Source organism: Gardnerella sp. DNF01198P (assembly GCF_049244165.1).
Classification (GTDB): Bacteria; Actinomycetota; Actinomycetes; order Actinomycetales; family Bifidobacteriaceae; genus Bifidobacterium; species Bifidobacterium swidsinskii.
On the sequence record NZ_CP058382.1, the window covers coordinates 1344967 to 1371235 of the forward strand.

The following is a 26269-nucleotide window of genomic DNA, read 5'->3' on the forward strand; positions in this document are numbered from 1 at the left end:
GGTTTTCCCTTTTAAGCGTTGAGATTGGTGGAAGATGCAGGAGCGTTATCAGATTTGCCGCCGTTAAGCCAGTCGATGCGCGCAGCTGCGTGACGTCCGCCAACAAGCTCCATAAAGCGATCTTCAAGATCTTTGCCCTGAGCCACCTCTTCAAGAGTGCCAGCAGCCGCAACATGACCTTCGTTAATAATCGCCACGTGCGAGCACATTTTTTCAACCAATTCCATAACGTGCGAAGAAATAATCACCGTGCCGCCAGTAGAAACATACTCGGCAAGAATATCCTTCAAATTTGCGCTAGAAACAGGATCCACTGCCTCAAAAGGCTCGTCCAACACAAGTACGCGAGGGCTGTGAATCATAGCTGTTGCAAGGCAAATCTTCTTAGTCATACCAGTTGAATAGTCCGAAACCATAGTGTTTGCAGCTTCTGTTAAGTCGAATGCAGAAAGCAAATCGTTCGCGCGACGAACAGCCTCAGCGCGGCTCATCTCGCGAAGCATGCCAGCGTAAGTTAAAAGCTGAAGGCCAGTAATCGTCTTAAAAATCTCGTCGGCCTGAGGCATTAAACCGATTGCGCGCTTAGCGCGATTTACGTCACTCCAAACATCGTTGCCAAAAATCGAAGCCGAGCCAGCATCTGGCATAAGCAAGCCCGTAAGCATTTTAATCGTAGTAGTTTTGCCAGCACCATTCGGGCCGACTAATCCATAGAAAGAGCCTGCTGGAATGCTCAACGAAAGATTATCTACAGCAACTTTCTTGCCAAAAGTCTTAACAAATCCGCTAATAGAAACCGCTGGAACATCTTCGTTAGTAGCGTCGTAAGTGTTTGCGCCAAAAACTGGAACGCTGCTAGCAAAAGTATTTCCGGACGGATACTCGGACGGATATTCAGACGGAATAGAATCTACCATAGAAACCTCGCAGTATACAGATAAACGCACGCATTGCACTACATTAATTGCGCAATCACACGCTTATATCAAGGCTTCTATTATCTCATACCCGCAATTTTTGCGCAATCGCAACGCCAGCAGCAGCCGCACACACCGCCCCAAACGCGAGACAACCATCCCACATTCGGAGCAAAAACCCACCAAAACCCTCCAAACACGAGAAACCTACCCCACATTTGGAGCAAAATGACACAGACAACACTCCAAACGCGAAACAAGTTACCCATACTTGGAGCAATGCACCATATTAAACGAGAGCTTAACGACCGGTATGCTGAATCGGCTTCCACTCGCTCTTTGAGAAAATAGCTTGGAACGCAATAGGCACGTACGAAAGCATAAAAATCGGGAAGCTAAGAGCGTACGCAAATAGTTCCTTATTCGTTGCACCAAGCTTATCGTGTTCAACTAAAATAGTGAGCGACACAAATATCATCATGCCTAAAACACTTGTAACAGTAGTTGTAATGAAGTTAATCATTGAATAGATTTGACTCATCCATGTTACAAATCCAAATGCAGCAAAAATAAACCCAAGTATTATTCTTGCAACAGCCAAAACCATAAATGGGAAAAGCATAAGCGTAAAATCAACCGACGAAAAATCTCTTTCGCGAATACCATGTCGAATAAGAGCTGCTCCATAGTAACGAAATACCTGCAAGAATCCCTTGCTCCAACGAAGACGCTGCCTCCAGCTCTGCCTAAACGACACAGGTTGTTCATCATACAACACTGCAGAACCGCAATATCCAACTTTGTCTCCGTGAAGAATAGCATCCATAGTAAATTCAAGATCCTCAGTAAGAAGATGGAATTTCCATCCGCTATTTCTGTGCATAATCTCACGCGAGAACATGAATCCAGTTCCACCAGCATGGCAACTCGAACCGAATAGCATTCGAGAGTTGTTAGTAAATCGCGATTCTCGAATAAACCAAAGTGCAGAGCCAGACGAAACCCAATTATCTGAAAGATTCACGGAATTACGATAGCTGGTTAAAATTTGATATCCTGCGTGGAAACCTTTATTCATTTCCTCAAAATAATGCGGATCAAGTTTATTGTCTGCATCGAAAACAAAGTACGCGTCATAAACTTTATCCGCACCAATTTTCATAATATGATCGAGAAGATAGCTGAGCGCATAACCTTTACCAATATGCTCTTTATCAAAACGTTCAATTACGTTGCATCCGCAATTGCGGCCAACTTGCGCAGTAGAATCAGTGCAATTATCTGCAACAAGCCAAATATCAATAAAATCTTGTCTATATGTTTGAGTTTGAATGCAATGAATAAGATTACCTATAACAGCTTCCTCATTGCGCGCAGAAATAAGCACAGCATAATGCTTATCCATTGGTGCTTCAGGAAAAACAATAGGCTTAGCGAATAAAGATGCAACAGCACAAACACCTTGATACACAACACCGCTTATGCCAATAAGTATTACTAGTACATCAAATATTGATAGAAGAATCATCGCTTCCATCCGCTCCGTGGATTATTTTTTACGTTACTTTTATTATTTTTTGTATTTTTTACTATTTTAGACTCGCCTACTTGCAATTTTGCTTTAGAAGAATCCTTATTTTCAGAATCTACTTTACGCTTTGCAATATCTTTATTTACGGCATCTAATATTTCGCGCGAAATTGGCATTGTTGCCAATACGTCAGTTTGATCAGAATCGTTAGAAGAAACTTTGCTACCATTCGCATCGTCAGAGTCTGACACATAAGCTTGCTTATACCAATATAGAATATCCTCGTTCAGAGAAATGCGAGAGCTTGTGCCTTTCATTACACGATGAACACTTTCACTCATTGGATTCATGAACTTACGGCCAATCGCTTCAACGCAACGAACAATAATAGAAGTATGATCAGGGTGAGGATCGTTCATAAGCGGAGAAGAAACTAAACTATATTGCTTCGTGCATACTCTAAAAATTGCTTGCAAACTTGCAGTCACAGGCAAAGCCAAAAATGCTCCAAGAGCACCAAATACAGCGCCCATTACAAGAACTGAAATAAAAGCTACTGCAGGATTCAGATCCATAGTCTTCTCGGAAATCTTCGGCGAAATAACCATGTTCTCAATTTGCTGATAAATCGTAATAAAAATTAATGTTGCAACAGCCGCACCAAAACCATTGGAACCCCATGCAACCAAGATAGGCAAAGCTCCACCCAAATAGCCACCAATTGTAGGCACAAACTGCGAAACAATTCCGCAGAATAAGGATAGCGGAAGCCAATACGGTATATTCATTACAATAAGAAAAATTGCGGTACCCACTGCGTTAATCGCTGCCAAAATAATTCGCGAAAATAAGAAGCTCGAAATCTGCTCTTGAACAACTGACCAAATAAATAGGAAACGACGCTGAGATTGCGGATTCATCCAACGGCACATGCTACGACGCATAGCCGGACCTGCTGCAGAAATGTAATACGTAACCATAATAATGGTAAGTAAATCAAGCAGAACAGTCATCAATCCCCATGTTGTGTTAAGTGCTTGGCCAGCAAAATCAACAACCCAAGATGTTTGCACATGCTTCAAAATTTCCATGCCAAGCTGCTCAATATTAGGCATTTTAAAACCGGTATAGTGAAGCACAAAATTTGCAAATTGATTGTATAAATCAGGCAAGCCCATAACCATTGAAACAACCTGCTGAGCAAATAAATTACCAAACAAAGCAAGTAGCAAGCTAATTACAACAAGCAAGCCCGTTAGCGTAAAGCCAGAAGCAACTCCTCGCCTCCAACCATGCTTAATTAACCGAACAACAAGCGGTTCCATTGCGAGCGCAATAAAAATAGAAATCACAACATCGAAAACAATGAATGAAATGCTATTCCAAGCGAACCATAGGAAGATAGACACAAAAGTAATAATTGCAACGTAAATAAGTGCACGACCTAGCCAATCTGGCGGCCTTCTGTCATCGCCTTTAGCTGGGAAAAGTGAAGCTAAATCTAGCTTATTTTCACTTTCCTTAATATGCTCATGCATCTTATATTCATGCATTTCTTGCTCTTGGTAATTCATAGGTACTATTGTAACTGCGCGAACTGATGAATGCGAATTAGCGGCATGTAATGGTAACTATTTTTGTAATACTTAATAGTTACGCTATTTATTACTATTTATTACAATTTTCTACTATTTCCTACTAAACGATTGCAATTATGCGCATCTACGCAACTACACGTAACATTATGTAACACAAACGTAACGAGATATTCGAGTCGCTGAAATCCAAAATGGCATTCATAGTCATAAACTCATTACTGGGTTTTTTAAGAAAGGAATGGTGACCATGACCACTTTGCAAACTAAAGAAGATGCCGCAGCCCTTATTGAAAAGGAAGGCATTGAGTACGTATCCGTACGATTTACTGATTTAATTGGCGTTCAGCAGCACTTTACTGTTCCTGCTGACGAGTTCTTACACAGCGCTTTCACTGATGGAATGGCGTTCGATGGTTCTTCAATGCAAGGCTTCCAGGCTATTAACGAATCAGATATGAAGCTTATTCCAGATGTTGACACTGCTTATATTGACCCATTCCGTAAGCATAAGACTCTGAATGTTGCTTTCTCTATTGTTGACCCTGTAACAGATGAGCCATATTCTAGGGATCCTCGTCAGGTCGCTATTAAAGCAGAATCCTATTTGAAATCAACTGGCATTGCTGACACTGCAAGCTTTGCCCCTGAAGCTGAGTTCTTCATCTTTGACAAGGTGCGTTTTGCTAACGACATGCAGCGCTCCTTCTATGAGGTTGATTCTAATGAAGCTCCTTGGAATTCTGGCATCGACACTGAAGATGACGGTAGCAACAATATTGGTTTTAAGAATCGCGTAAAGCACGGCTACTTCCCTGTGCCACCAGTAGATCACAATCAGGATTTGCGCGATGACATGGTTTACAACTTGCAAAAAGTTGGTTTGATTCTTGAGCGTTCTCACCACGAAGTCGGCGGCGCAGGTCAGCAGGAAATCAACTACCGTTACAATACGCTTGTTCATGCTGGCGATGATTTGATGAAATACAAGTATGTGGTTCATGAAACTGCTGCTTTAGCTGGTAAGGCTGCAACATTTATGCCAAAGCCAATTGCTGGAGATAACGGCACTGGCATGCACTGCCATCAGTCGCTTTGGAAGGATGGCAAGCCATTGTTCTATGCGGAAACTGGCTACGCTCAACTTTCTGATATTGCACGTTGGTACATTGGCGGCTTGATTAAGCACGCTTCTTCTGTGCTTGCATTTACGAATCCTTCGCTTAACTCTTACCATCGCTTGGTTCCAGGATACGAAGCTCCAGTCAACTTGGTTTACTCTGCTCGTAACCGTTCTGCAGCTATTCGTATCCCTCTTGCTGGTACAGAACCTGCTGCTAAGCGTATTGAGTTCCGTGCACCGGATCCTTCATGCAACCCATTCTTAGCATTCTCCGCTCAGCTTATGGCAGGTTTGGATGGTGTTATTAACCATATTGAGCCTCCTGCCCCTGTTGATAAAGATTTGTACGAGCTTCCTCCAGAGGAGCATGACGGCATTAAGCAAGTTCCTTCTTCGCTTGGTGAAGCTTTGCAATCTTTGGAAGAGGATCACGACTTCCTTATGCAAGGCGACGTATTTACTAGCGACTTGATCGAAACTTGGCTGAATTTGAAGCATGAGGAAATGGATATGGCTCGCTTGGCTCCAACTCCACTCGAGTATGAGCTTTACTTCCACATCTGATTTGTAGTTAAGTTATTCTAGCAATAAGCCGGCTCTACGATTTCGCAGGGTCGGCTTTTTGTTTTGCGCGACGACCTGCTTGAGTGCTTATTCCTCACGGCATAGCCGTTCGGCTGATTTGGCATGTGAAGCACACCGTGCTTCACAATTGAGCCAAATCACGCTTTGAAGGAGCTTGAAATCCTGTTGATTTCAAGCTCCTTCAAAGCGCGCGCGAAAGCAACTCGGAGCGGAAACTCGCTCAGATTGGAAGTCCAGTGGACTTCCAATCTGAGCGAGTTTCGTAAGCGAGCACTTATAGCGCGAGCGCAATCTGCACGAGTGTCCCATAACGACAGTTTCCAGACACTAACGCAGTAAGCGCGCTGCACGAGTGTCCCAAAATCGCCTGTTTTGGCGCTCAAGCAGATTTTTGCGTTAGCTGTTTATTTTTTAGCACGTATTTTACATCAGCTTGAGAGGCGACCTTCGAATCATGAGTAACAACAATCACACATTTGCCATGCTCTCTAGCAGCATTTTTTAATATTGCAATAACTTCTTTAGTCGTTGCAGGGTCAAGACTTCCAGTAGGCTCATCAGCCAAAATTACCGGCGCAGAAGATACTAAAGCTCGTCCAATTGCAACACGCTGCTGTTGACCACCAGAAAGTTTAGTGACGTTACGATTTGCTTCTTCTTCAGTTAATCCAAGATCTATTAGCACTTGAACATCAGCATGTGAATTTACTAATCGCAAATTTTCTAATGGCGTCAAATAGTCAATAAGATTAAAATTCTGGAAAACAAGTGAAATATGTTTTTTGCGATGCTCAACATATCCCGTTTTTGCAATATTTTCACCGTTAAAAAGCACTTCGCCACTATACGGAGTATCTAATCCAGCTAAAAGCGAGAGCATAGTAGACTTTCCTGCTCCAGAAGCTCCCATAATACTGTACATTTTGCCAATTTCGAAATCTGCATTCACGTCATTTAGTACCGCAATATTTGCAGGTCCGTAAGTGTACTTCACATTTTTTAATTGCAATAAATCCGACATAATAAGCTCCTTATTTTTACATAATTTAAATATGATTTATAAGATTTGTTTCATTTATACGATTGCGCTGTTTGTGATTGTGTTTTTAGTAGAAAATTCACATACGCAACTATATTTCTGCTAACTCATAGCACTTAGTATTTGCCGAGGCTTCTTTATTAATATTGGCAGCACTGCAACAAGTAATGCGACTATTGAAATAAGCAAACCAATAACAAAAGCAGCAAGAGTTTGCAACAATGGCAATACTGGCATACCATCCGCAATAAATGACGAATCAGCACTATGCAAAATCGCAGACCCAATAACGCCAGAAAAAGCAGCACCGAAGCCTAGCGAAATGACGAATGACACAATGTTGAGTATCGTTATTTCAACAAGCAATTGACTAACTATTATTGCTCTAGATAATCCAATAGACATAAGTACGCCAATCTCGTGCATACGTCCTCTAACCCAGAACACTAATACAAGTCCAAGCACTAAAATACCAACAAAACTTAGTGCCACAAAAATCATTCGCACAAGTTGTTGCACAGAGTTAACCGAGCTTATTACATCAGACAATTGCGAAGCATTCTGCTCTACATCCGCCCACTTGCCAGCAATACTTTTAGTCTCCCGTATTGCACTAGCTAATAAATCAGAACGCTCGACAACACAGCGCAAAACACCTCGCTTAGAAGAGCCAGCCAAAGACAACGCCGAACTTAAGTCAGTAAATATGCGATTTTCTGAAGTATCCGAAGGAAGTGCTCCTTTAGTTTGCAATTTGCCGGCAAAAATGCCAACAACACGAACTTTTACATTAAACCCCTGCTTAAGAATTATAGTAGAACCAATATTAAGATTATTCTTCTTAGCAAAATCACGATGCACTATTGCTCTACCAGAAGAACGATTAGTAATATGCTCACCCTGCTCTAAACGGTATAATCCCTCTTGAAAACCCTGAGACAATCGAGAATCTGTTGTGCCAGTAATTCCAGCAGCATGAGCCAAAACATCATCGTCTAGTCTTGGACCCTGCGCAGGAAGCACAAGTTGCTTTCCAACAGGCACAGCTAAAACATCGCACTCTTCCACTACAGTTTTTACGCCCGAAATCGCAGCAAATTTACGAATTTGACTAGAGTCAATTCCTTCATTCGCGCCCAAATCTTGTGGAATTGGAGAATTAGACGTAGCAACAGAATTAGAATTTGTATTACTTTGCTCTGGAAGAGTTTCACCTCGAGTTTTTGCTCGTACAGTAAAACCTAAACCAATACTGGATTGAATACGATCCCTAGCACCCTCAACAGAAGCACTGATACCAGCTTGTGAAACTAGCGCACTTAAAACAAGAGTCATAATCAGCACAATTATTGCGTTACGTCGAGGTTTGCGCAATATTGCAAGTTTCGCTCGAGCACATAAAGAAATTACTTCACCATTCATAATGTTACTCACTAACTTTTCAAATAACTTTCATACGACGAATTATGAAAACTATGCCGCCAAACAGCATAGTTCTACTTTTGCAATCCGAGGAGCTCACGAGGAGATTTGCATATAACTGGCAAATAAGACAACACAACTGCAATAACGATTACTGCACCAACAATTGTAGAAACTCCGATAAAACACTGAGCGTCTACTTGTACGCTAAGTGTTTCCAAAGTTTTTGTTGCCAAAGTTGATTCAAGATTTCCACCAGCTTGACCCATATTACTCAATTCACGAGCGGCTGATGATTGCACAGAGCCAAGAGCAACATTAGCCATCAACGGAGCTATAACTTTTGCAAAAAGGTAACCCACAATTAACGAAGGTATTGCAATAAGCACAATCTCAGCAAGATATTGACCAACTATAGATAATTTGCCAGTGCCAATTGCAACAAACACACCAATTTCATTACGTCGCTCATTCATCCACAGCAAAAGCACTAATGCCAAAGCAATAATAGCAAATGATACAACAGCAATTGTTGTAACAGTCATTATTGAGCGCACTCCCTTTGCTGCTTTCAACAAACCAGAAACGAACTGATCGTCACGAGTTAGTTGATAGTTTTGCAAATCAATAGGCAATTTGGCAGCTTGCGCCATAATATTATCCGCATCCTCACCGCGCTTTATTCTAAAACTTGCATCCTGATATATTTCTTTTCCAGGCTCATATTTGTATAATTCGCGAGTAGTTTGCAAATCCGTATACACGGTATTAGCTGTCAATTCCGCCCTAGTTGCGACTTGACGCTTATTTGCTCCGGCATAAATTCCAACAATACGAGTTTTTACTGTTGCTGTTGATTGTTGAATATTGTCAGCATCGTAAGGATTAGCGCGAAGCGTAAGAGTATCTCCTACATGTAATCCGTTAGCTTTAGCGAGATCTTCATGAATCAGTGATGCATGAACGTTATTAGCAATAAGATGCTTGCCTTTAGACATAGTTATTGCTTTTGTTTTAAAAGTATTTAAACCAGTAGAGTCATTCGTCCCTTCAATATTAACGGCATTTCCAAACTGCTGCTCGCGCTTTTGATCATAATCCTGAACGCCTGGAATTCTTGCCGCTTTAGCATTAACTAAATCCGCTGTTACATTTTGTCGAACAACGTAGGAAGCAATTCCATTTAATTTTGCAATTGCCTGTACATCTTTAGGTTTTACAGTTCCAGCTCCTCTAGGAGTTCCAGGGTTTATTTGAGGGTTATTTGCGAGCACAAAACTAGACTCTGCTTGCGCTTCAACTTTTTCTCCTTCTCTACCTGCAGCACTTGAAACTGCAGAAGTAGAAAATAACAATGTCGAAATAAGAAATACAATAATGAAAACTATCGCTGTTTTTATTCGTTTCCTCAGAATGTAGCGTATTGCACGAGAGATAAACGTCATCGACTACCTTTCTTCATTGAAAAATAACTTTATATAGTATGCGAACATACGATATGCCAGTATAGCATATACGCACTTATAATCGACATACGAAAAGCCGACCCTACGATTTTGCGGGGTCGGCTTTTTGTTACTAACACAGCATTCAGGCAGGTCGGAGTGCTGCACGAGTGTCCAAAGCGGCAACGAGTTTTATTTAATACTTATCCTTAGTAATATTGTTCTTGATATGTATTGTTCTCAAACTTAATATTTACGTCGTTGCCTTTGATTTTAAATGATCTGTTGATGTAGAATCTGCTTACAGAATTACCATCATGCCATTCGTCTTCGTTACTAGCCTGACGACGGAACTCTACAGTTTCTTCAAATCCTTCTGTAGAGAAACTTCCACTTTCTGGATCAATGGATGTAAGTTTAGGATATCCGTTAACACTTCTCTTAACATCTGAATATGAATAGTCGTAGGATGTAAAGAATCCTAAGTTCTTCTTACGCAAGGAGGTGCCAAAAACACAAATCTTTGCAGGGACTGCTGATCCATTTGATGCACTAATGCACTGCTTAATTTGCTTTTAACAGCACTGGTAATTTTCTTCTCTAGCTTCTTGCTAGCACGTTAACTTTGATTTTTTAATCCTGTTTGGAATATCTAAATACATAATGTTTACACGAGGATACAGCTTATATGACTTAAATATAAGCCACTCAGTTTTAGGATAAGAGACTTGAAGCGACATTTTATTCTCTTTCCCATTAATTCTGTAGGAGACTACACTGGAATCAAAGCTAATGTTGGTAATTACTGGATTTTCAATACGATTTTTAGTTTTGCTGCTAACTTCATTAGTCAAAAGGATGCGAGAACCTTCTTGAATATCGCTAGGAGACCAGTCAACAAGTTTGCTTGCTTCTGTAAAGTTTCCGCTTTCCAAAGCGTTCACGTATTGTTTAATTGTAGCTTCTGGAGAATAAACATAGTTTTGAATTGCATAATATGCAGTACCAAGAGCTACCATTAAAAACTCCAATTATGATAAGGATGATTTTATTCTTTTTTGCTCATCTTTACTGAAGCTATATTAGAGTTATTTGAAAAATTCGCGTTATTTACGTTATTTACGTTATTTGGCAAAACGGTGTTATTAGTTTGCGTCTGATACGTATTTACAGCAAACTGCTGCGCTTGAGATTCATACTGATTAAACTGCGCCATTGGCTGCTGTGCATTATCCTCTACTTTTGCGCCACAATTTGAGCACCACGTTGAGCCACTATCTATAGGGCTTCCACATTGAGTGCAATTCATATTAACTCCTAATATTTCACAAAAGTGCTTAGCATATTATTCATACGCTAAGCACTTTTGAAATAAAATTTTTCCAAGTTATTTTTATTTTTAAGTTATTTTGCTAAACTGACGCAAATTTTACGAAAAACACTCTATTAAAAAGCTTTTATAGAATTATTTAATTAGATTAGCAAAATTCTTTTAGTGCAATAAAGCTCCGTATATTGCGGAAGAAATAGCACTTGTTACGATTCCCATAGTGACGCAGAATACGATAATAAGAATTATCGCAGCCACCAACACGTAAATAACCCACAACCATTCGCGATCTATCTTACGCGTGCATTCAGCGTGAGATACAAAGGAGAATGGAAGAAGCATTGTCAAGAATCCTGCAAAGATTTGCAAGAACACAGACGGAGTCGAAAGAGTAAGAATGCCAAGCAATGCTGCGCAAATCTGAATTGTTACAATCGGAACCATCTTCTGAGCGAACTGAACATGCAACTGGCTGGCAGACATTGGGTCACCAAACATCTTTGCACCAATCAAAGCCACAACGAATGTCATGTAAACGCTAATCATTGCTGCGAAGAAAGCGGCAATGAATACAGAAATAGGCACGGAAACTCGTGGAGCAGAAATAGAACGCTCCGACATTGACGAAAGTAAGTTAGTGCCAACTTTAGTAAAAGAGTTGAAAATGTTGGCACCAGATTGAACCGTGAAATAAGTTTGGATTGCAGATACAAGAGCGCTAATTACAAACACAAGCACAGCGTACAAGCTAGATACATGGTACTGCTGAGAAGGCTTCTTAATTGCGCTAATAAGCCAATGGAAGAAGTCCACCATCTGTTCAGAATTAATCTGATTCATTGGCTGAGTATAGTGAGGAGCACCTTGCATTGCTGGAGCCTGCTGCATCATCGGTTGAGCCGGTTGAGTTGGGTGAGTCATTTGCGGATTCTGCTGAACAAACATTGGCTGAGCTGGCTGCTGGGACACAGGTTGCATTGGCTGCATTGGTTGAGCCATTGGCTGAGCCTGAGACACAGGTTGTACAGGCTGAGCTACTGGTTGAGCTACTGGTTGAGCGGCTTCAACATTATTACCGCAACCCTTACAGAACTTTGCGGAATCGTTGTTTGCTGTACCACATTGAGAACAAACCTTCATTTTTCTCTCCTTTATTCAATGTAGTAAATACACGCGTTTAAGCAGTAAATTACAAAAACACACATGAGTATTCTATAACTACTATTGAAATGCACAAAACGACACTGCAATAATTTTTAAAACTTTAAAATCATATTGCAAAACCGAGCGTGCGAGCAGCAGCTACAGGAACTGCTTCATCTGCCCAGTAATCCTCAAGGTTCTCATCAGTGGAAAGCGAACGCATTTCTGCACGATCAATATAAAGTTCACCACGAAGATGATCCGTTTCGTGCTGGAAAATACGCGCAGGCCAACCATGCAAACGCTCGGAATGTTGTTTGCCGTCCTCATCCTGCCAAGTAGCCTGAATATCAAGCCAACGCTGACGTACAGCCTGATAGCCGGAAACACTTAAGCAACCTTCATAAAAACTACGAGTTTGCGTACCAATAGGCTCATAATGAGGATTAATAATAGCTCTAAACGGAAGCTCTGCAATGTCACGAGGATCATCCTCATCGTCACGAACATGATCTTCAATAACAGCAATCGCAAGACCTAAACCAATCTGTGGAGCAGCCAAACCTACGCCTGGAGCCTCCAGCATTGTGCTGTGCATAAGAGAAATAAGTTTTGTGAGAGTAGCACGTGTAAGCTGGCCGTCATATGCCACAGTGCGCTGGCGAAGAACAGGCTCACCTGCTTGCACAATCGGCAAAATGCCGTCTTCTGTAGCGGAATCAAGCAAGCGCTCAACAGCGCGACTGAGCTTAGTATCAACACTTGCGTGATGCGTAAACATAGGACTCCTTTTCACCGTTTTAAGTAACGCGCACAGTAACGCGAAAACATACAAAATCTACATGCTGCGAGCAGAATTTGAAAGCCGCACTAAAGATATAAGTGTATCAAAATTATTTGCGCACTGCTAGAGCCGACTGAAATGTAAGCAAATAGCAGGCGCAAAAAATAAGTAAGCTTATAGCTTCAGATTATCGACCACAACTTGAGCAAGACGAGCACAAACCTCATCTGCCTGAGTTTGAGTTGCAGCCTCGCACATAACGCGCACAAGCGGCTCTGTGCCACTAGGACGCAAAAGCACGCGACCTGTATCTCTAAGAAGCTTCGATTCTTTCTCAACAGCTGCAAGCACAGCTGCGTTAGTTTTCGAAGCCATTTTATCTACATTTGGCACATTTACAAGAGCTTGCGGAAGCTGCGGGAAGTCTGCAGCCATTTGCGAAAGTTTCTTGCCTGAACGAACAACTTCACGGCACAAAGTCAAAGCAGTAAGCGTACCGTCACCGGTTGTTGCAAATTCGCGATTAATAACGTGACCAGACTGCTCGCCGCCGAGTGAATAATCATGCTTAAGCATTTCTTCAAGAACGTAGCGATCGCCGACGTTTGTTTGCACTGTTGAAATGCCCATATCTTTGAGCGCAAGCTTTAAGCCAAGATTGCTCATTACAGTTACAACGAGCGTATCGTGATTCAGCTTACCTTCAGCCTGCTTTGCGCGAGCAAGAATACCCATAATTTGATCGCCATTAACCATATTGCCGTTCTCGTCAACAGCTAAGCAGCGGTCGGCGTCACCGTCAAAAGCCACGCCTAAATCAGCCTTAGAAGCTTTAACCATGGCTTGCAGCTGCTCAGGATGAGTCGAGCCTGCGTGATCGTTAATATTGTAGCCGTCAGGAGAAGCGTTAATTACGATTACTTCCGCACCAGCGCGACGAAGAGCTTCAGGAGCAACAACAGAAGTAGCACCATTCGCGCAATCTGCTACAACACGCAAGCCTGCAAGAGGCTTTGGACGCGTAGTAGAACCATTGCTTAAAGGCGCAACAGCAGAAACTAAATGATCAATATACAAGTTAGTAGCTGTAGTAGTATCATGGCTGACTCGACCTACACCAGCACCAGTTGGACGCTCCCAATCTTGACCAAGCACAGTCTCAATCTCATCTTCCTTGCTATCTGGAAGCTTAAAACCTCCGCGCGCAAAGAATTTAATACCGTTATCTGGCATAGGATTATGCGACGCAGAAATAACAGCACCCATTTCAACGTTAAGCACGGAAGTGAGGAAAGCAACGCCAGGAGTTGGGATAATTCCAGCATCAATAACATCAAAACCGCCAGCACTCATGCCAGCAGCGAGAGCAGAAGCTAGAAAATCACCAGAAACACGCGTATCTCTGCCAATAAGCGCGCGACGGCGAGCGTGAGAGGAAGTCTCGCTTTCATTAGAGCTAGATGCAACCGGCGCGTGCTTATCCCCTAAAACGCGCACTGCAGCATCACCCAAATCTAACGCAAGTTGCGCTGTTAAATCTCGGTTCGCCAATCCACGCACACCGTCAGTACCAAACATTCTTGGCATAATAAAGCCTCTTTCGCAAAAATCACTTCATCCTGCGCGCAAGCAAACAACATCGCATACTAGCGCGTCACACACTGTTTGCCATCTTACTCGTAACATTACATAACGCGCTATAAAAAATTTCTCCGCACATGGTTGTGGTACAAAAGCCGGAAAAACTCCGGAAAATGTTCCACAAATTGGCCAACGCTCGCGCGGTTAACGCTCTCGCTGCTGAGCTTGCGTGGAAAGTCCACTGGACTTTCCACCTGAGCAAGCTCACGCTCCGAGTTGCTTTCGCGCGCACAATGCTGCGCGAAAGCAGGTCGTCGCGCAAAACTCGCGCCACATTAATTAAGGCACTAGCACAAGGAAGCGTTGTAATGCTGTACCTTAAGCGTGCGGCGAGAAGAATCAAGGCTGCCGAGCACCATGCGACGCAAAGCCTGATCTGCATCAGCATGAGCCTCAAGCCACTTTTCACCGTGCTTAACCAGCTCCTCAACCGGCGCATACACAGGATACAAGCCTTCGATCAAAGCTTCAGCCATGTGGAAGGTGCGGTTCTTCCAAATCCACTCAACTTCAGCAAAGTAGCGATCAACGTAAGGCTTAACCAAATCGCCTTTAGCAGTGCTTGCAAAGCCAGCAACCACAGCGCCCATTTGCATATTCGTCAAATCGAGATTACGCAAAGCCTGTTCAAAAGCCCAATCCTTAGCTTCTGCAGTTGAGCGAGCTGCACGAGCCTGGTAAGCGTATTCGCGATTCTCAGTCGTGTCGCGCTTTTGAAGTTCCGCGTCAATTCCAGCTTCGTCCAAAGCGTTCACACCTGCGAGCGCAATAAGAATGCTCCAGCGTAAGTCGTTGTCGATTCCCAAGCCTTCCAGATTCACAGAACCGTCGAGCAAACCGTTAGCTACACGCACAAACTCAGCATCTCCAACTTCACCGTAGCCAAGATAAGCCTTAACAAGTTGGAATTGCTCGTCGGAACCTGCAGAAGCTGCCAAAGCCAACTGCCACAATTCGTGAGCAACATGCTTTGCGACTTCTGCTTGACGCTCTGGAACCACGTAGTGGCTTGCAGTTACTTTCACTTGACCAAGAGCATAGCGGAAAGTAGTTGATTCACGCTCGGTTGCCAAGGCCTTAAGGCTCAGTTCCACAAAGCGTTCTGCTGGGAATTCTGCGTCGCGAGTCATATCCCACAACGTGAGCCAAATAAGCGAGCGAGTCAAAGAATCCTTGAAACGATACAAGTTTTCTGCAGCAAACTCAAGCGACTTTTCGTCAAAACGTAGCTTTGTGTAAGTCAAGTCGTCGTCGTTTACAAGGATAAGTGCTGGCATTTTTTCGCCGCACGCTTCAACAACTTCCGTCACTTCGCCGTCAACGTCAAGTTCGATTCGCTTTGTGCGCTTAATTTCGCCAGTTGCTTCGTCTACATTGTAGAATCCGACAGCCAAGCGATGCGCGCGCAGAACAGGATGCTCAACTGGTGCGCTCTGACGCAAACGCAAGGAAGCAATAGTGCCGTCACCTGCTTCTTCTACTTCGGTAGAAATCGTGTTAATTCCAGCTTTTTCAAGCCACTGAGCACTCCACGCCTTCAAATCGCGGCCGCTTGTAAGCTCAAGTTCTTGAAGCAAATCAGCCAAAGTAGCGTTGCTGTAAGCATGCTTGCTCAAGTAGTTGTGGATTCCTTCAAAGAACTTTTCGCGACCAACGTAAGCTACGAGCTGCTTCAAAACGGAGGCGCCCTTCGCATAAGTGATGCCGTCGAAGTTGACGGAAGTGTCGTTCAAATCGTTGATTGGAGCCACGATTGGGTGCGTTGTTGGAAGCTGATCTTGATTAAGCGCCCAGCTTTTTTCGCCGGAATTGAAAGTGCTCCAAGCGTCGTGCCATTCAGTTGCTTCAGCGGTGGCAAGAGTAGAAGTGAATTCTGCGAAGGATTCGTTAAGCCACAAGTCGTTCCACCACTTCATAGTTACGTAGTCGCCGAACCACATGTGCGCAAGCTCGTGCAAAACTGTTACAACGCGGCGCTCAGCATAAGCGTCCGTAACTTTGGATTCAAACACGTACTGGTCTCGAATGGTAACCATACCAATGTTTTCCATAGCTCCAGCGTTGTATTCTGGAACGTAAATCTGATCGTACTTTGCGTACGGATATGGCACTCCCCAAGTCTTAGCGTAGAAGGCAAAGCCCTTCTTCGTAATATCGAACAAGTAGTCAACGTCTTTTGCAAAAGCGTCTTTAAGTGCCTGACGGCAGTACATTGTCATTGGCACTACGCGACCGTCTTCATTGTTGTAAGTTGTGTGCCATTCGGCGTAAGAACCTGCGCAAATAGCAGTTAAGTAGGAGCTCATTTTTGGCGTTGGCTCAAATACCCAGCGCTTCATGCCTTCTACAGTGCCATTTTCCAAAGTGCCGTCTTCCGTCTTGCGGCCTTCAAGCACGGTTTCGCTGGCGGCTGGCATGTTGGAAGTAACAATCCAGCTTTCTGGAGCGTCCACGCTAAAGTCAAAAACAGCCTTTAAATCTGGCTGATCAAACACAGCATAAACGCGGCGAGCATCCGGAACTTCGAACTGCGTGTAAAGATAAACGTTTCCGTCGGAAGGATCGACGCTTCTGTGCAAGCCTTCGCCCGTGTTGGAATATTGGCAATTTGCTACAACTTCTACGGTATTATGCTCCAGCAAATTTGCAAGCTCAATTCGGCTGTCTGCAAAAACTTTAGAAACGTCAAGATCGGCACCGTTTAACACCACGGATTCTACGCTGTTTGCAATTAAATCGAGGAAGCTTGCGCTACCAGCTTTAGCATCGAACTCAATCTTTGTGCGCGACTTAAAATCGCGGCCGCCCTTTCCTAAATCAAGCGCAACATCGTAATGAATTGGCATTTGGATAGCGTCGAAACGCTCTTGAGCTTCTACGCGAGTCAGATTTGCTCCTGGCATATTTTGTACCTTCCTTATATTTTTCTTATTTTTGATTATATTTACGATTATTTTTAGCTATTTACAAATAATTGCGAATATTTTCTTTATTTTTGATTATTCTTGATTATTTTCCGAAATATCCGCAACTACCGGTACAAGCATTGGCTTCCTGCGCAAAGCGCGAGCAACCCAACTACCCAAAGTTCGTCGCATAATCTGCTGCAACTTATGAGTATCGTGCTCTCCGCGCATCATGGCATCTTGCAACTGTTCAACAATTTGATGACGAACCTTCTCAAAATCAGCCTCGTCTTCAGCAACAGCATTCAAGAAAATCTTTGGGCCAGAAACAACGTCAGCGTGCTCTGTATCAACTACAACAAAACTTGAAACGAAACCTTCTGTGCCCAAAATCCTGCGCTTTTCAAGCTCTTCATCTGTAAGCTCACCAACAGAATCACCATCAACATACACGTAACCGCATGGCACAGAACCAACAACTGCAGCATTGCCATGATACAAATCCACAACATCGCCGTCTTCAGCAAGCACAACGTTATTTGGATCAACGCCAGTTTTTACTGCAATCAATCCGTTTGCAACCAAGTGACGATGCTCACCATGAATTGGCATAGCGCACTTTGGCTTCACAATGTTGTACAAGTACAGCAACTCGCCTTCATTGCAATGACCAGACACGTGAATAGCAGCATTATCTTTGTTAATTACGCGCGCACCCAACTGCACAAGCTTATTAATAACTTTGTAAACCTCATGCTCGTTGCCTGGAATAAGCGAACTTGCAAGAATAACAGTGTCGAACTCATTAACAGTAATATCTCGGTGATTGCCATCTGCAATACGCCCGAGTGCAGCCATAGGCTCGCCTTGTGAACCAGTGCACATGTATACGAGCTTGTCATCCTGAATATCCTTCGCCTGTTTTAAGTCAACAACAGTATTTTCAGGAATATGCAAGTAGCCTAAATCCGCAGCAATTGACATATTGCGAACCATCGAGCGTCCGACGAACACAACTTTGCGCCCAAACTTATGCGCAGCGTCAACCACTTGTTGCACGCGATGAACGTGACTTGAGAAGCTAGCAACAATAATTTTGCGCGTAGCTTCAGCAAAAGCGCGATCCAAAGCCGGACCAATCGAAGTTTCAGGCTTTACAAATCCTGGAACTTCAGCATTAGTGGAATCAGCCATAAGCAAATCTATGCCTTGCTCACCTAAACGCCCGAACTCAACTAAATCAGTAATGCGATGGTCAAGAGGAAGCTGGTCAAGTTTAATATCACCAGTATCAATAAGCGTTCCGGCTGGAGTTTTTACGCACACAGCGAGCGCATCCGGAATAGAATGCGTAACAGTAATAAATTCAAGGTTAAACGGACCGACTTTCATCTTATCGCGACCTTCTACACGAATAAGCTCCGGATCAATATGATGCTCTTTGCACTTAGCTTCCACAAAAGCAAGAGTTAGTTTTGAACCAATTAACGGAATGTCGGGACGCATCTTAAGAAGGTAAGGCACGCCACCAATATGATCTTCGTGACCGTGCGTTAAAACCAATGCCTCAACTTTGTCTAAACGATCCTGAATGTAGTGAAAATCTGGGAGAATCAAATCAACGCCTGGCTGCTCTTCTTCTGGGAATAGCACACCGCAATCGATAAGCAAAATATGACCGTTATATTCAATTACGTTCATATTGCGGCCGATTTCACCCAAACCGCCAAGCGGTACGATTCGCATTGAACCTTTGCGATATTTTGGTGGCGCAATAAGAGCACCTTCTCTTTGATCGTTAACTACAGGAGGAAGAACATTTCCTGTTCTACGAGTTGATGACTTTGCATTTTCTGTTTTAGTTTCTTTGTTGAATTTAGCTTTTTTAGTTGATTTAGTTTTAGCAGTTTTTACATCTTTAGTAGATACTGATTTAGTTGAAGTATCAGCAGACATTTTTTTATTCACTTTTTTCACCGACTGTCGAATTTGCTTAGACGACGCAGAAGATTCTTGGTTATTAAGAGAACGCATATTATCAGCGTCAGATTGCAACGCATCGCGTACTACTTCAGCAAGAATTTCCTCAGTACGTTCATCATATTCTATTTTCATATTCATCTCACTACATCTTGCGATATTGCGCACTTCTTTCTAGTGTACCGTTAGGACTCAACTCAGCTTTTGTCACTGAAGCGGCAGAAACTTTACGCAGCTGTAAAATTTCGATCGGATTAAAGCGAGAAAACGGCAGAAACTTTACACACGTGCGCAGTTAATGTCGCTTTTTAAGCACCATTACAATAAACCAGCCAAGCGTGGCGATAGGTATAGCTGCCATTGTTGAGATCCATGGAACCATCATTCCGGCATGCGAATTCCACGAGTCGATTGCAGCTCCAGCAGCCATCGAGCCTAAAGAACAGCCGACAGCAGACGCAGTTGGTAGCCATGAAAGACCTTCCGTAAGCGATTCTTCAGGAACAGTTGCTTTCACAATAAGATTTCCAGTAGCAAAAATTGGCGAAACACATAAGCCGGAAAGCACTTCAAAAACGCTCATAAGCATAAGTCTGTCTATATTAAGACTCATAAGCATAAATCCGACAGTTAAAACAGTCAAAAATACAATCAGATGCGACCAATTAGAACCGCGGAATTTATGCGATCCAAAAATAATCGCTCCCACAAGCGAACCACATGCAAACAATGCCAACTGCATACCAATGAAATGATCAAGCCCCTGAGCTTTCATTGCAGCTGTTACAGACACGTCAAATGCACTAAAACTCATATTAAATACAACAAACATGAGCACAAGCGGGATAATGCCGCGGTAAAGCAGCACGTTTTTACCGCGCTTTTTTGAGCGATGATTATGCAATTGCTTAAGACTAAATTTGTCTACAAATGAGCGTTTCACTTCTTGCTTTTGAGATGCCACATAATCTTTGGAAATTTCATCTTCTTTTTGAGAAGCGATTAATACATCAACATCTTCAGCTGCAGCAGTTGGAACTTCCACTACTTTGAGCACAGCAGGTTGAGTATTTTTTAGAGAAAAGAACCAAGCTCCGCCCAATCCACTTGCAAATACTGGCACGAATAATTGCGAAACAGGGTGCACAGAAGTTGCTAACCACGCGGCTAAAATAGGTCCTAATATAAACACAATTTCATCGATACCAGATTCCAACGCATAAGCAACGTTTAATAAAGAATCGTCATCTTCTGCACGCAATGTATAAGCCCAACGAGTACGCACCAACGCGCCAAAAGCAAACTGAGTTACGCCCATCACAATTGCTAACACAAAAAGCAAAACAAGAGGAACCTTAAATAAAGCTGCAAATGCAAAAGAAATCATAGCGATTACTTGTGCACTTAGCGCAATAACTCCAACTTTACGCTGACCAAAACGGTCAAAAAGCTTAGCATACACAGGAGTTACCGCAGCTTGTGCAAGCACATACGACGCAGACATTGCTCCAGCAATAGTCCAATTGTTATACAAATGGTTTAATGCAAGAACAATTCCCAACGCAATCATAGACATTGGCAAACGCGCAATCGCGCCTGCTACACAAAACGCTTTAGCTCCATTAAATGAAAATAATCTAGAATATTGAGAAAATACCGATGCTTTCTTAGTTGCCGTTTGGGACGACATATATTTCTTTGCTCCTTTTTGTCAAGCAAGTCACGCAACGTTATACATTTGCATATTTTTATTAACGCGTTTTAGAACGAGCATTTGCTTGCTTTGAACGAACTCTCGGCTCACCTGAGTAAATATACAAGTCATCCACCAAAGATTTCACGTTCTTAGCTTCATAAGGATGATCCGAGCGCATAAAAGAAGCATCTCTTCTAAGCCCGTGATAATCGTAAAAGCTTACGTCACACGCTGAATCAGTATGCAAATAGTAACGATTTACTCCGTTATTTCTTAGCATATGCATTGTTCGCTTCCACAAGCCTCCACCGACACCATGCCCACGAGCATCTGGAGAAACAAGGAAAAGCTCCAATTCCGCTTGAGTTAAATTATTGATATGAGATTTCGCTTCAAGTTTAGTTTCCAACGCGCGCATGCCGTACGCTTCTTCTAAAGCGAGAGCATAGTTTTTGTCACAATTTTCTTTCATTGCGGCTTCTTGCTCGCGAAGCATTCTCCCTACTTCTGGAAATAAAACAGGTGCGTCAAAAACTCGCGCCAAAAGCAGACCCATAAACTTACCGTCTATTTCAGCAATAGTACCATGCGTTGAAGGTTCTAAGTAATGCAACACACATCTTCGAGAAAGACTTAACGAAGCATCTTTCCCAACTTTTTGCGCAATACCCCAAGTACGTTCATATTCTTTAACCATTGCATCAATATCACTGAGTTTTACAGAACGAAATTCAACAGTCATGATTCTTCCTTACTTCATACTCAAATCGATGTTGTGTGTATGCCCGCCCACACACACACTGCACGAGGAATCTGCACGTTTTCGAAGTGATGCACGATGCGTTTCAATCGCGGCGCAAAATACGTTACAGCAAACAAAAATTGCAGCAAATAAATTGCGACAAAATGATTGCAATAGCAACATTTATGCGTCATCATCATCGAGGGAGATTAACGTGTCAGAGTGTAACTCGGCAAGGATCTCATCTTTCGTTTTTTGCTCGGCATGAATTTCCCGTTCACATTCATCCGATATGTTCACATAATAAAGGGTGGCATCGATAGCATCAAGCGGAACCTTAGTCATAAGAGACAAAAGCAGACGATACCAGTCAAGCTGGCCAAGTTTAAGCGCAATATCTTGTGGTTTGGTTGGTTTTCTTCCGGTTTTCCAATCGACTATCGTGTACAATTTGCTTGGATCTTCTGGATTTAAACCACCTGCAAATATTGCGTCGATTTTGCCATTAATAATTTGATCGCCTAATTCTGGAACATGAGCTACAATCGGCTGCTCTGCTGCTATAGGACGGCGATGCGCCCATTTTGATGTTATTAAACGCTGCTTCCATATCAACAATTTGCGCTCCGAAGATTTTGCATTTTGCGAAATATTCTCGCAAGTTTCAGCAACGTTCTCAACAGCATTCTCATCAACGTTTTCATCAACGTCATACTGAATAGGATTTTTATTCACGCAACAAGCTTTTACAAACTGTTCAGCCCAAGCATGAAAACGCGTTCCCAAATCAGAAGCAGGCGAAGAAACGCTAGGAATAGGGCGAATAATTGCCATCCATTCCTTCCGCAAACGCTTAGCATCCGCATCATTAAAATCTTCATTCGCGCGCGAATAATCATTACGAAACATAGCGCGCCTTTGCACAGCAGTCACATTGACATTTTCAACATTAGAAAGCTGCTCTGCTCTGTTTTTTAACTCTTGAATGTTGTGATACCAATCAATTTTCGGCATTAAATCTGCATCTTGTAGCAAAGCTTGAGCTTTGTAAAGCAAAGAATTATCTTTTGAAATACCAGAAATTTGATTACTCATTTTTGAATTTACAACGTCTTGTGCAGATTTTTGCAATACACTACGTATAGCTTCACTAGATGCACTCGGCCAAGATAATTGTTTCTCATTATCTTCAGTTGGAATAGTGCTTTCCTCGCTAAATAATTGCGCAAGTTGCGAAGCTGACTCCCCTACAACATAACCTACTTGATTTGAAGAATCTGAAACCTTAGCTGTGACCTGAACCGGAGATTCTTCAGATCCGCGCATTGAATCATACATTTCCTGCCAAAAAACAGAAGGTTTTTTAACTCTAGAAGTTGAAATATTTGAAGATTCATCTACAGAAGAAGCTGCACTATTGGCAAAATTTTCTTTATTCTCAACAACGCTCATAGCATTAGACTGGCTGCAAGTGAGCAATGCTGCGAATTTAGCACGCGTCAAAGCAACATACATAAGGTGACGCTCGTCAATATGCAAAGCGCGCCCACGCTCTTCGACTTGTGAAAGAGGCAATGTGCCAGTTTTCATCACAGCGTCATACACTTTGCTAGCTTCTGAAGGAATCGCTTCTACTGGAGCCTGCTCATGCTCATGGAATTTTTCTGCCAAATCAAACATTTCTCTAGCTCTTGATCCATAAACTTCTGCGTCGATATCGTCTACAGTTAACATATTTTTCAAAGATTTTTGAGGTTCCATGCTAGTTTCAAGATCAACATTGTGAGGGAATCTTGGCAATATGTTTGCATCCACTCTCATAGAAACAGGCACTTTTGAAGCAACTTCGAGCGTTGCGTATGCCCTTTCCCTGTACACGCCACTTTGTTGCGTTGCTATTACGCGCAAATTATCGCCTTGATTACTTGGGAACGCGCCTTCATTAAGCCCAACTATCGCTACAGCAGGCCATTCCAAACCTTTCGATTGGTGAATAGTCATTAATACGACATCCGCAGTCTCATCCACCGAAGAAGGTTGATCGTTAATTTTGTCTATATTGAAAATCCAAGACATAAACCCATGCAAAGTAGGAGTTGTAAAATCGCTCATTTCTTGCAAATACGCGTCTGCTAGTAAACAAATAGAATCGACAGTAGAGTGCATATCGTCAAGAAGCGTTGCATTAGAGGAAGTATCATTCATAAGCGCACGAGATAGCGCAACGTCAATATCAACGTTAAGCGTTTCTACAGCAACGCGCATAATATCTTGCAAAGAGCCAGATTGAGCACGTTGTATTGCATGAATCATTTGCCCTATTCTTAACACTGCTACATAAGCTTTTGAGCTTAAATTATTTTTTAGCTCAAAAAGCAAATTATTGTTATTGTTGTCGTTATTTTTTGCTTCTTCGCTTAGTTGCGTTTCGTATGCTTCAAGCAAAACATCCGCCACAAAAACTCCACCATGAATACTATTGGTTTGCGAAGCTTGAGATTGCTGTTCTCGAACAACTTGCGACCACTTAGAGCGAGGAGTTTCAGCGTTTACTAAACCTGCTTGCACTAAAGCACGAAACACATATTCGATATTCTTTGATGTTGCAATATTAGCTATAGCAGCCAAATCGTCAGTATTAAGCGCAAAACGAGGAGTTGCAAGCAATCTCATCAAAGCTTGAGTATTTGTGTGATCTGCAACAACAGAAAGAAGAGCTAAAACATCTCGAATTTCTGGTTTTTCAAGCAATGCAGAATACCCAACAGTAAGAGTGCGTAAACCTGCTTTTTGTAATGCTTCTTCATATAACGGAATATTATTTTTGCTACGGAAAAGAACTGCAACTCGAGCAGATGCAGAATTAGTATCGTCGTTTTCAGATAGCGCATTATGTTTTACATATTTTACAAAACGCACAACGGCTTCTACTTCTTGATATTGCGTAGGCATATTTAACACACTAAAAGTACCTTTTGGTGCATTATCTAAGTATTGCAAGTTTTTCACTTCTACTTCTGTAGCAAGTGAACTACTATGGCGAAGCGCAGGCACTCGCAAAGGTTTCGTAATAGAATTTGCAGCTTTTAAAATAAGCTGCGAATTGCGTCGCGTTCTTGTAAGAGAAAACTCACTTGACTGGTCGATATTTAGTGCTTGCTCAAGCTTTCTGAAAGCTCCGGAACTAGCTCCTCTAAACGAGTAAATAGCTTGGAAGGGATCACCTACTGCAGCAATATGCGTTTGTTGAGTAGTTAAAAAGTCTTGATTTTCGCTAGTTTTCGCAGCAACGCTAGCTTCTTCCACACCGTTAGTTTTTTTATGAAACAGCGTTGCAATCAGCATTGCTTGAGTTGTAGAAGTATCTTGATATTCATCAAGCAAAACTTGGCTGTATTGGCGGCGATACTGTTCTGCAATAGAAGGAAAATGCGTCACCAAACGGTATGCAGCAATAGTAAAATCGCTAAATTGCGCCATATTTGCGCGCTGCTTTGCTGCGTCAAAAGCCAAAACTAATTCAAGTAATACATTGCGCTTCTCAGCAGCTTCAAGCAAGTTATTACAAGATTCATAACACTTATTTTTTAATGTAATATTCAGGTATTCTACGTATTCTTTTCCGTAATTTTCGCACTTTTCGAAATATTTTTCATCTGAATCGTTTTTTCCGCGACGCAATTTAATAGAGCTAGGCTTTTTTGCAATTATTTCAGTAGTTTCAGCACAATTAATTGCTTTTTGCAAATGCTCAATCCAAGCGTTATTCCACTTCTGAATTTCTAAAACAGCTTTAGACGTGCTATCTATAGACTCTCCCCTGCTATTTATGCCAATCATCGAGCATGAAATATCTGCTGCGAGCGCAAGCACGTCGTCAATAAGCGCATCAAAACTATACCAAGACAGCACTTCCGCATGATTAGTAACATAATCGTTTACTAGCGGTTTTATTAATTCGCGCGCACCTGCATCGCTTAAAGGTTGCGTATTTTGATCAAATCCAACAAGCAAACCATATTGGCGCACAATTGACTGGAAAAAAGCATCGTATGTCATTACTTCTGGCTTCAAAAAGTCACTTGAAGATGCGGAATTTCCGTTATTGATAAGCTTATTTATTTCGCTACTATGCTGACTTACAGCTTGAGCAACTCTTGCAAGCAGCTCAGAAGCTGCTTTATTAGTAAAAGTCAAACCCAAAATACTTTCAGGAGCAACTCCGCGCTCAATAAGGTCGATAACTCGACGAGTCATCGTATACGTTTTGCCGCTTCCAGCTCCTGCAACAATAATCATGTTCTTATTTGTTGGTGCTTGAATTGCTGCAGCTTGCTCCGCGCTATCGGTGTTCTTGCGAGTAAATTGCTTATTTGTTTTATCAATCATA

Annotated in this window: 18 protein-coding genes; 1 reads left to right on the forward strand and 17 read right to left on the reverse strand. The window is 42.3% G+C overall.

Going from position 1 to position 26269, the window contains the following annotated elements; genetic code table 11:
• Window positions 1-11 precede the first annotated feature (11 nt).
• The 3 genes from HXT44_RS05810 to HXT44_RS05820 form a co-directional block, all read right to left on the reverse strand.
• A complete protein-coding gene (locus tag HXT44_RS05810) occupies window positions 12-917 on the reverse strand; it encodes an ABC transporter ATP-binding protein (protein WP_116994628.1) in 906 nt (301 codons plus the stop codon).
• A 301-nt stretch (window positions 918-1218) separates the two neighbouring features.
• Window positions 1219-2445, reverse strand: coding sequence for a glycosyltransferase family 2 protein (locus tag HXT44_RS05815; RefSeq protein WP_033888470.1), 1227 nt, complete (start codon window positions 2443-2445; stop codon window positions 1219-1221).
• Window positions 2442-4022, reverse strand: a complete 1581-nt coding sequence (locus HXT44_RS05820) for an AI-2E family transporter (protein ID WP_102703225.1) — start codon at window positions 4020-4022, stop codon at window positions 2442-2444. The genes HXT44_RS05815 and HXT44_RS05820 overlap by 4 nt, the downstream gene beginning before the upstream one ends.
• 271 nt (window positions 4023-4293) lie before the next feature.
• Between HXT44_RS05820 and glnA the strand changes: the two genes are divergently transcribed.
• The gene (glnA, locus tag HXT44_RS05825; protein WP_004109385.1) at window positions 4294-5730 is read left to right on the forward strand and encodes a type I glutamate--ammonia ligase; all 1437 of its coding nucleotides are present in this window, start codon (window positions 4294-4296) and stop codon (window positions 5728-5730) included.
• Window positions 5731-6130: 400 nt separating this feature from the next.
• On the opposite strand, the gene HXT44_RS05830 is transcribed toward glnA, so the two are convergent.
• The 14 genes from HXT44_RS05830 to HXT44_RS05895 all read right to left on the reverse strand — a co-directional run bounded on the left by HXT44_RS05830 (window position 6131) and on the right by HXT44_RS05895 (window position 26268).
• Window positions 6131-6772: an ABC transporter ATP-binding protein gene (locus tag HXT44_RS05830; RefSeq protein ID WP_410311073.1), complete on the reverse strand. Its 642-nt coding sequence runs from the start codon at window positions 6770-6772 to the stop codon at window positions 6131-6133.
• Window positions 6773-6892: 120 nt separating this feature from the next.
• Window positions 6893-8212 (reverse strand): ABC transporter permease, encoded by a 1320-nt coding sequence (locus HXT44_RS05835; protein ID WP_421782780.1) that lies wholly within the window; start codon window positions 8210-8212, stop codon window positions 6893-6895.
• Window positions 8213-8286: 74 nt separating this feature from the next.
• Window positions 8287-9657, reverse strand: coding sequence for an ABC transporter permease (locus HXT44_RS05840; protein WP_012914423.1), 1371 nt, complete (start codon window positions 9655-9657; stop codon window positions 8287-8289).
• A gap of 209 nt (window positions 9658-9866) precedes the next feature.
• Window positions 9867-10157, reverse strand: a complete 291-nt coding sequence (locus HXT44_RS05845; RefSeq protein WP_004109367.1) for a hypothetical protein — start codon at window positions 10155-10157, stop codon at window positions 9867-9869.
• Between the two features lie 111 nt (window positions 10158-10268).
• Complete coding sequence (locus HXT44_RS05850; protein ID WP_421782782.1) at window positions 10269-10676, reverse strand: hypothetical protein; 408 nt, start codon at window positions 10674-10676, stop codon at window positions 10269-10271.
• A 29-nt stretch (window positions 10677-10705) separates the two neighbouring features.
• Window positions 10706-10966 (reverse strand): zinc-ribbon domain-containing protein, encoded by a 261-nt coding sequence (locus HXT44_RS05855; RefSeq protein WP_004109342.1) that lies wholly within the window; start codon window positions 10964-10966, stop codon window positions 10706-10708.
• A gap of 183 nt (window positions 10967-11149) precedes the next feature.
• The gene (locus HXT44_RS05860; RefSeq protein WP_004109339.1) at window positions 11150-12127 is read right to left on the reverse strand and encodes a zinc ribbon domain-containing protein; all 978 of its coding nucleotides are present in this window, start codon (window positions 12125-12127) and stop codon (window positions 11150-11152) included.
• 130 nt (window positions 12128-12257) lie between these two features.
• Window positions 12258-12911 (reverse strand): peptide deformylase, encoded by a 654-nt coding sequence (locus HXT44_RS05865; RefSeq protein WP_004107289.1) that lies wholly within the window; start codon window positions 12909-12911, stop codon window positions 12258-12260.
• Between the two features lie 177 nt (window positions 12912-13088).
• Window positions 13089-14501 (reverse strand): phosphoglucosamine mutase, encoded by a 1413-nt coding sequence (gene glmM, locus HXT44_RS05870; RefSeq protein ID WP_012914425.1) that lies wholly within the window; start codon window positions 14499-14501, stop codon window positions 13089-13091.
• Between the two features lie 341 nt (window positions 14502-14842).
• Window positions 14843-17458: an aminopeptidase N gene (gene pepN / locus HXT44_RS05875; RefSeq protein WP_004109333.1), complete on the reverse strand. Its 2616-nt coding sequence runs from the start codon at window positions 17456-17458 to the stop codon at window positions 14843-14845.
• A gap of 96 nt (window positions 17459-17554) precedes the next feature.
• The gene (locus HXT44_RS05880) at window positions 17555-19582 is read right to left on the reverse strand and encodes a ribonuclease J (protein WP_421782785.1); all 2028 of its coding nucleotides are present in this window, start codon (window positions 19580-19582) and stop codon (window positions 17555-17557) included.
• A 154-nt stretch (window positions 19583-19736) separates the two neighbouring features.
• Window positions 19737-21131, reverse strand: coding sequence for an MFS transporter (locus tag HXT44_RS05885; RefSeq protein WP_415693650.1), 1395 nt, complete (start codon window positions 21129-21131; stop codon window positions 19737-19739).
• 61 nt (window positions 21132-21192) lie between these two features.
• Window positions 21193-21879, reverse strand: coding sequence for a GNAT family N-acetyltransferase (locus tag HXT44_RS05890; protein ID WP_004109321.1), 687 nt, complete (start codon window positions 21877-21879; stop codon window positions 21193-21195).
• A 183-nt stretch (window positions 21880-22062) separates the two neighbouring features.
• On the reverse strand, window positions 22063-26268 hold the full coding sequence (locus HXT44_RS05895) for an ATP-dependent DNA helicase (RefSeq protein ID WP_421782787.1): 4206 nt from the start codon (window positions 26266-26268) through the stop codon (window positions 22063-22065).
• Window position 26269: the final 1 nt, after the last annotated feature.

Bases quoted from the DNA above. Each gene is read 5' to 3' on its own strand.
- HXT44_RS05810 (WP_116994628.1), bottom strand. From the start codon at position 917: ATGGTAGATTCTATTCCGTCTGAATATCCGTCCGAGTATCCGTCCGGA.
- HXT44_RS05815 (WP_033888470.1), bottom strand. From the start codon at position 2,445: ATGATTCTTCTATCAATATTTGATGTACTAGTAATACTTATTGGCATA.
- HXT44_RS05820 (WP_102703225.1), bottom strand. From the start codon at position 4,022: ATGAATTACCAAGAGCAAGAAATGCATGAATATAAGATGCATGAGCAT.
- glnA (WP_004109385.1), top strand. From the start codon at position 4,294: ATGACCACTTTGCAAACTAAAGAAGATGCCGCAGCCCTTATTGAAAAG.
- HXT44_RS05830 (WP_410311073.1), bottom strand. From the start codon at position 6,772: ATGTCGGATTTATTGCAATTAAAAAATGTGAAGTACACTTACGGACCT.
- HXT44_RS05835 (WP_421782780.1), bottom strand. From the start codon at position 8,212: ATGAATGGTGAAGTAATTTCTTTATGTGCTCGAGCGAAACTTGCAATA.
- HXT44_RS05840 (WP_012914423.1), bottom strand. From the start codon at position 9,657: ATGACGTTTATCTCTCGTGCAATACGCTACATTCTGAGGAAACGAATA.
- HXT44_RS05850 (WP_421782782.1), bottom strand. From the start codon at position 10,676: ATGGTAGCTCTTGGTACTGCATATTATGCAATTCAAAACTATGTTTAT.
- HXT44_RS05855 (WP_004109342.1), bottom strand. From the start codon at position 10,966: ATGAATTGCACTCAATGTGGAAGCCCTATAGATAGTGGCTCAACGTGG.
- HXT44_RS05860 (WP_004109339.1), bottom strand. From the start codon at position 12,127: ATGAAGGTTTGTTCTCAATGTGGTACAGCAAACAACGATTCCGCAAAG.
- HXT44_RS05865 (WP_004107289.1), bottom strand. From the start codon at position 12,911: ATGTTTACGCATCACGCAAGTGTTGATACTAAGCTCAGTCGCGCTGTT.
- glmM (WP_012914425.1), bottom strand. From the start codon at position 14,501: ATGCCAAGAATGTTTGGTACTGACGGTGTGCGTGGATTGGCGAACCGA.
- pepN (WP_004109333.1), bottom strand. From the start codon at position 17,458: ATGCCAGGAGCAAATCTGACTCGCGTAGAAGCTCAAGAGCGTTTCGAC.
- HXT44_RS05880 (WP_421782785.1), bottom strand. From the start codon at position 19,582: ATGAATATGAAAATAGAATATGATGAACGTACTGAGGAAATTCTTGCT.
- HXT44_RS05885 (WP_415693650.1), bottom strand. From the start codon at position 21,131: ATGTCGTCCCAAACGGCAACTAAGAAAGCATCGGTATTTTCTCAATAT.
- HXT44_RS05890 (WP_004109321.1), bottom strand. From the start codon at position 21,879: ATGACTGTTGAATTTCGTTCTGTAAAACTCAGTGATATTGATGCAATG.
- HXT44_RS05895 (WP_421782787.1), bottom strand. From the start codon at position 26,268: ATGATTGATAAAACAAATAAGCAATTTACTCGCAAGAACACCGATAGC.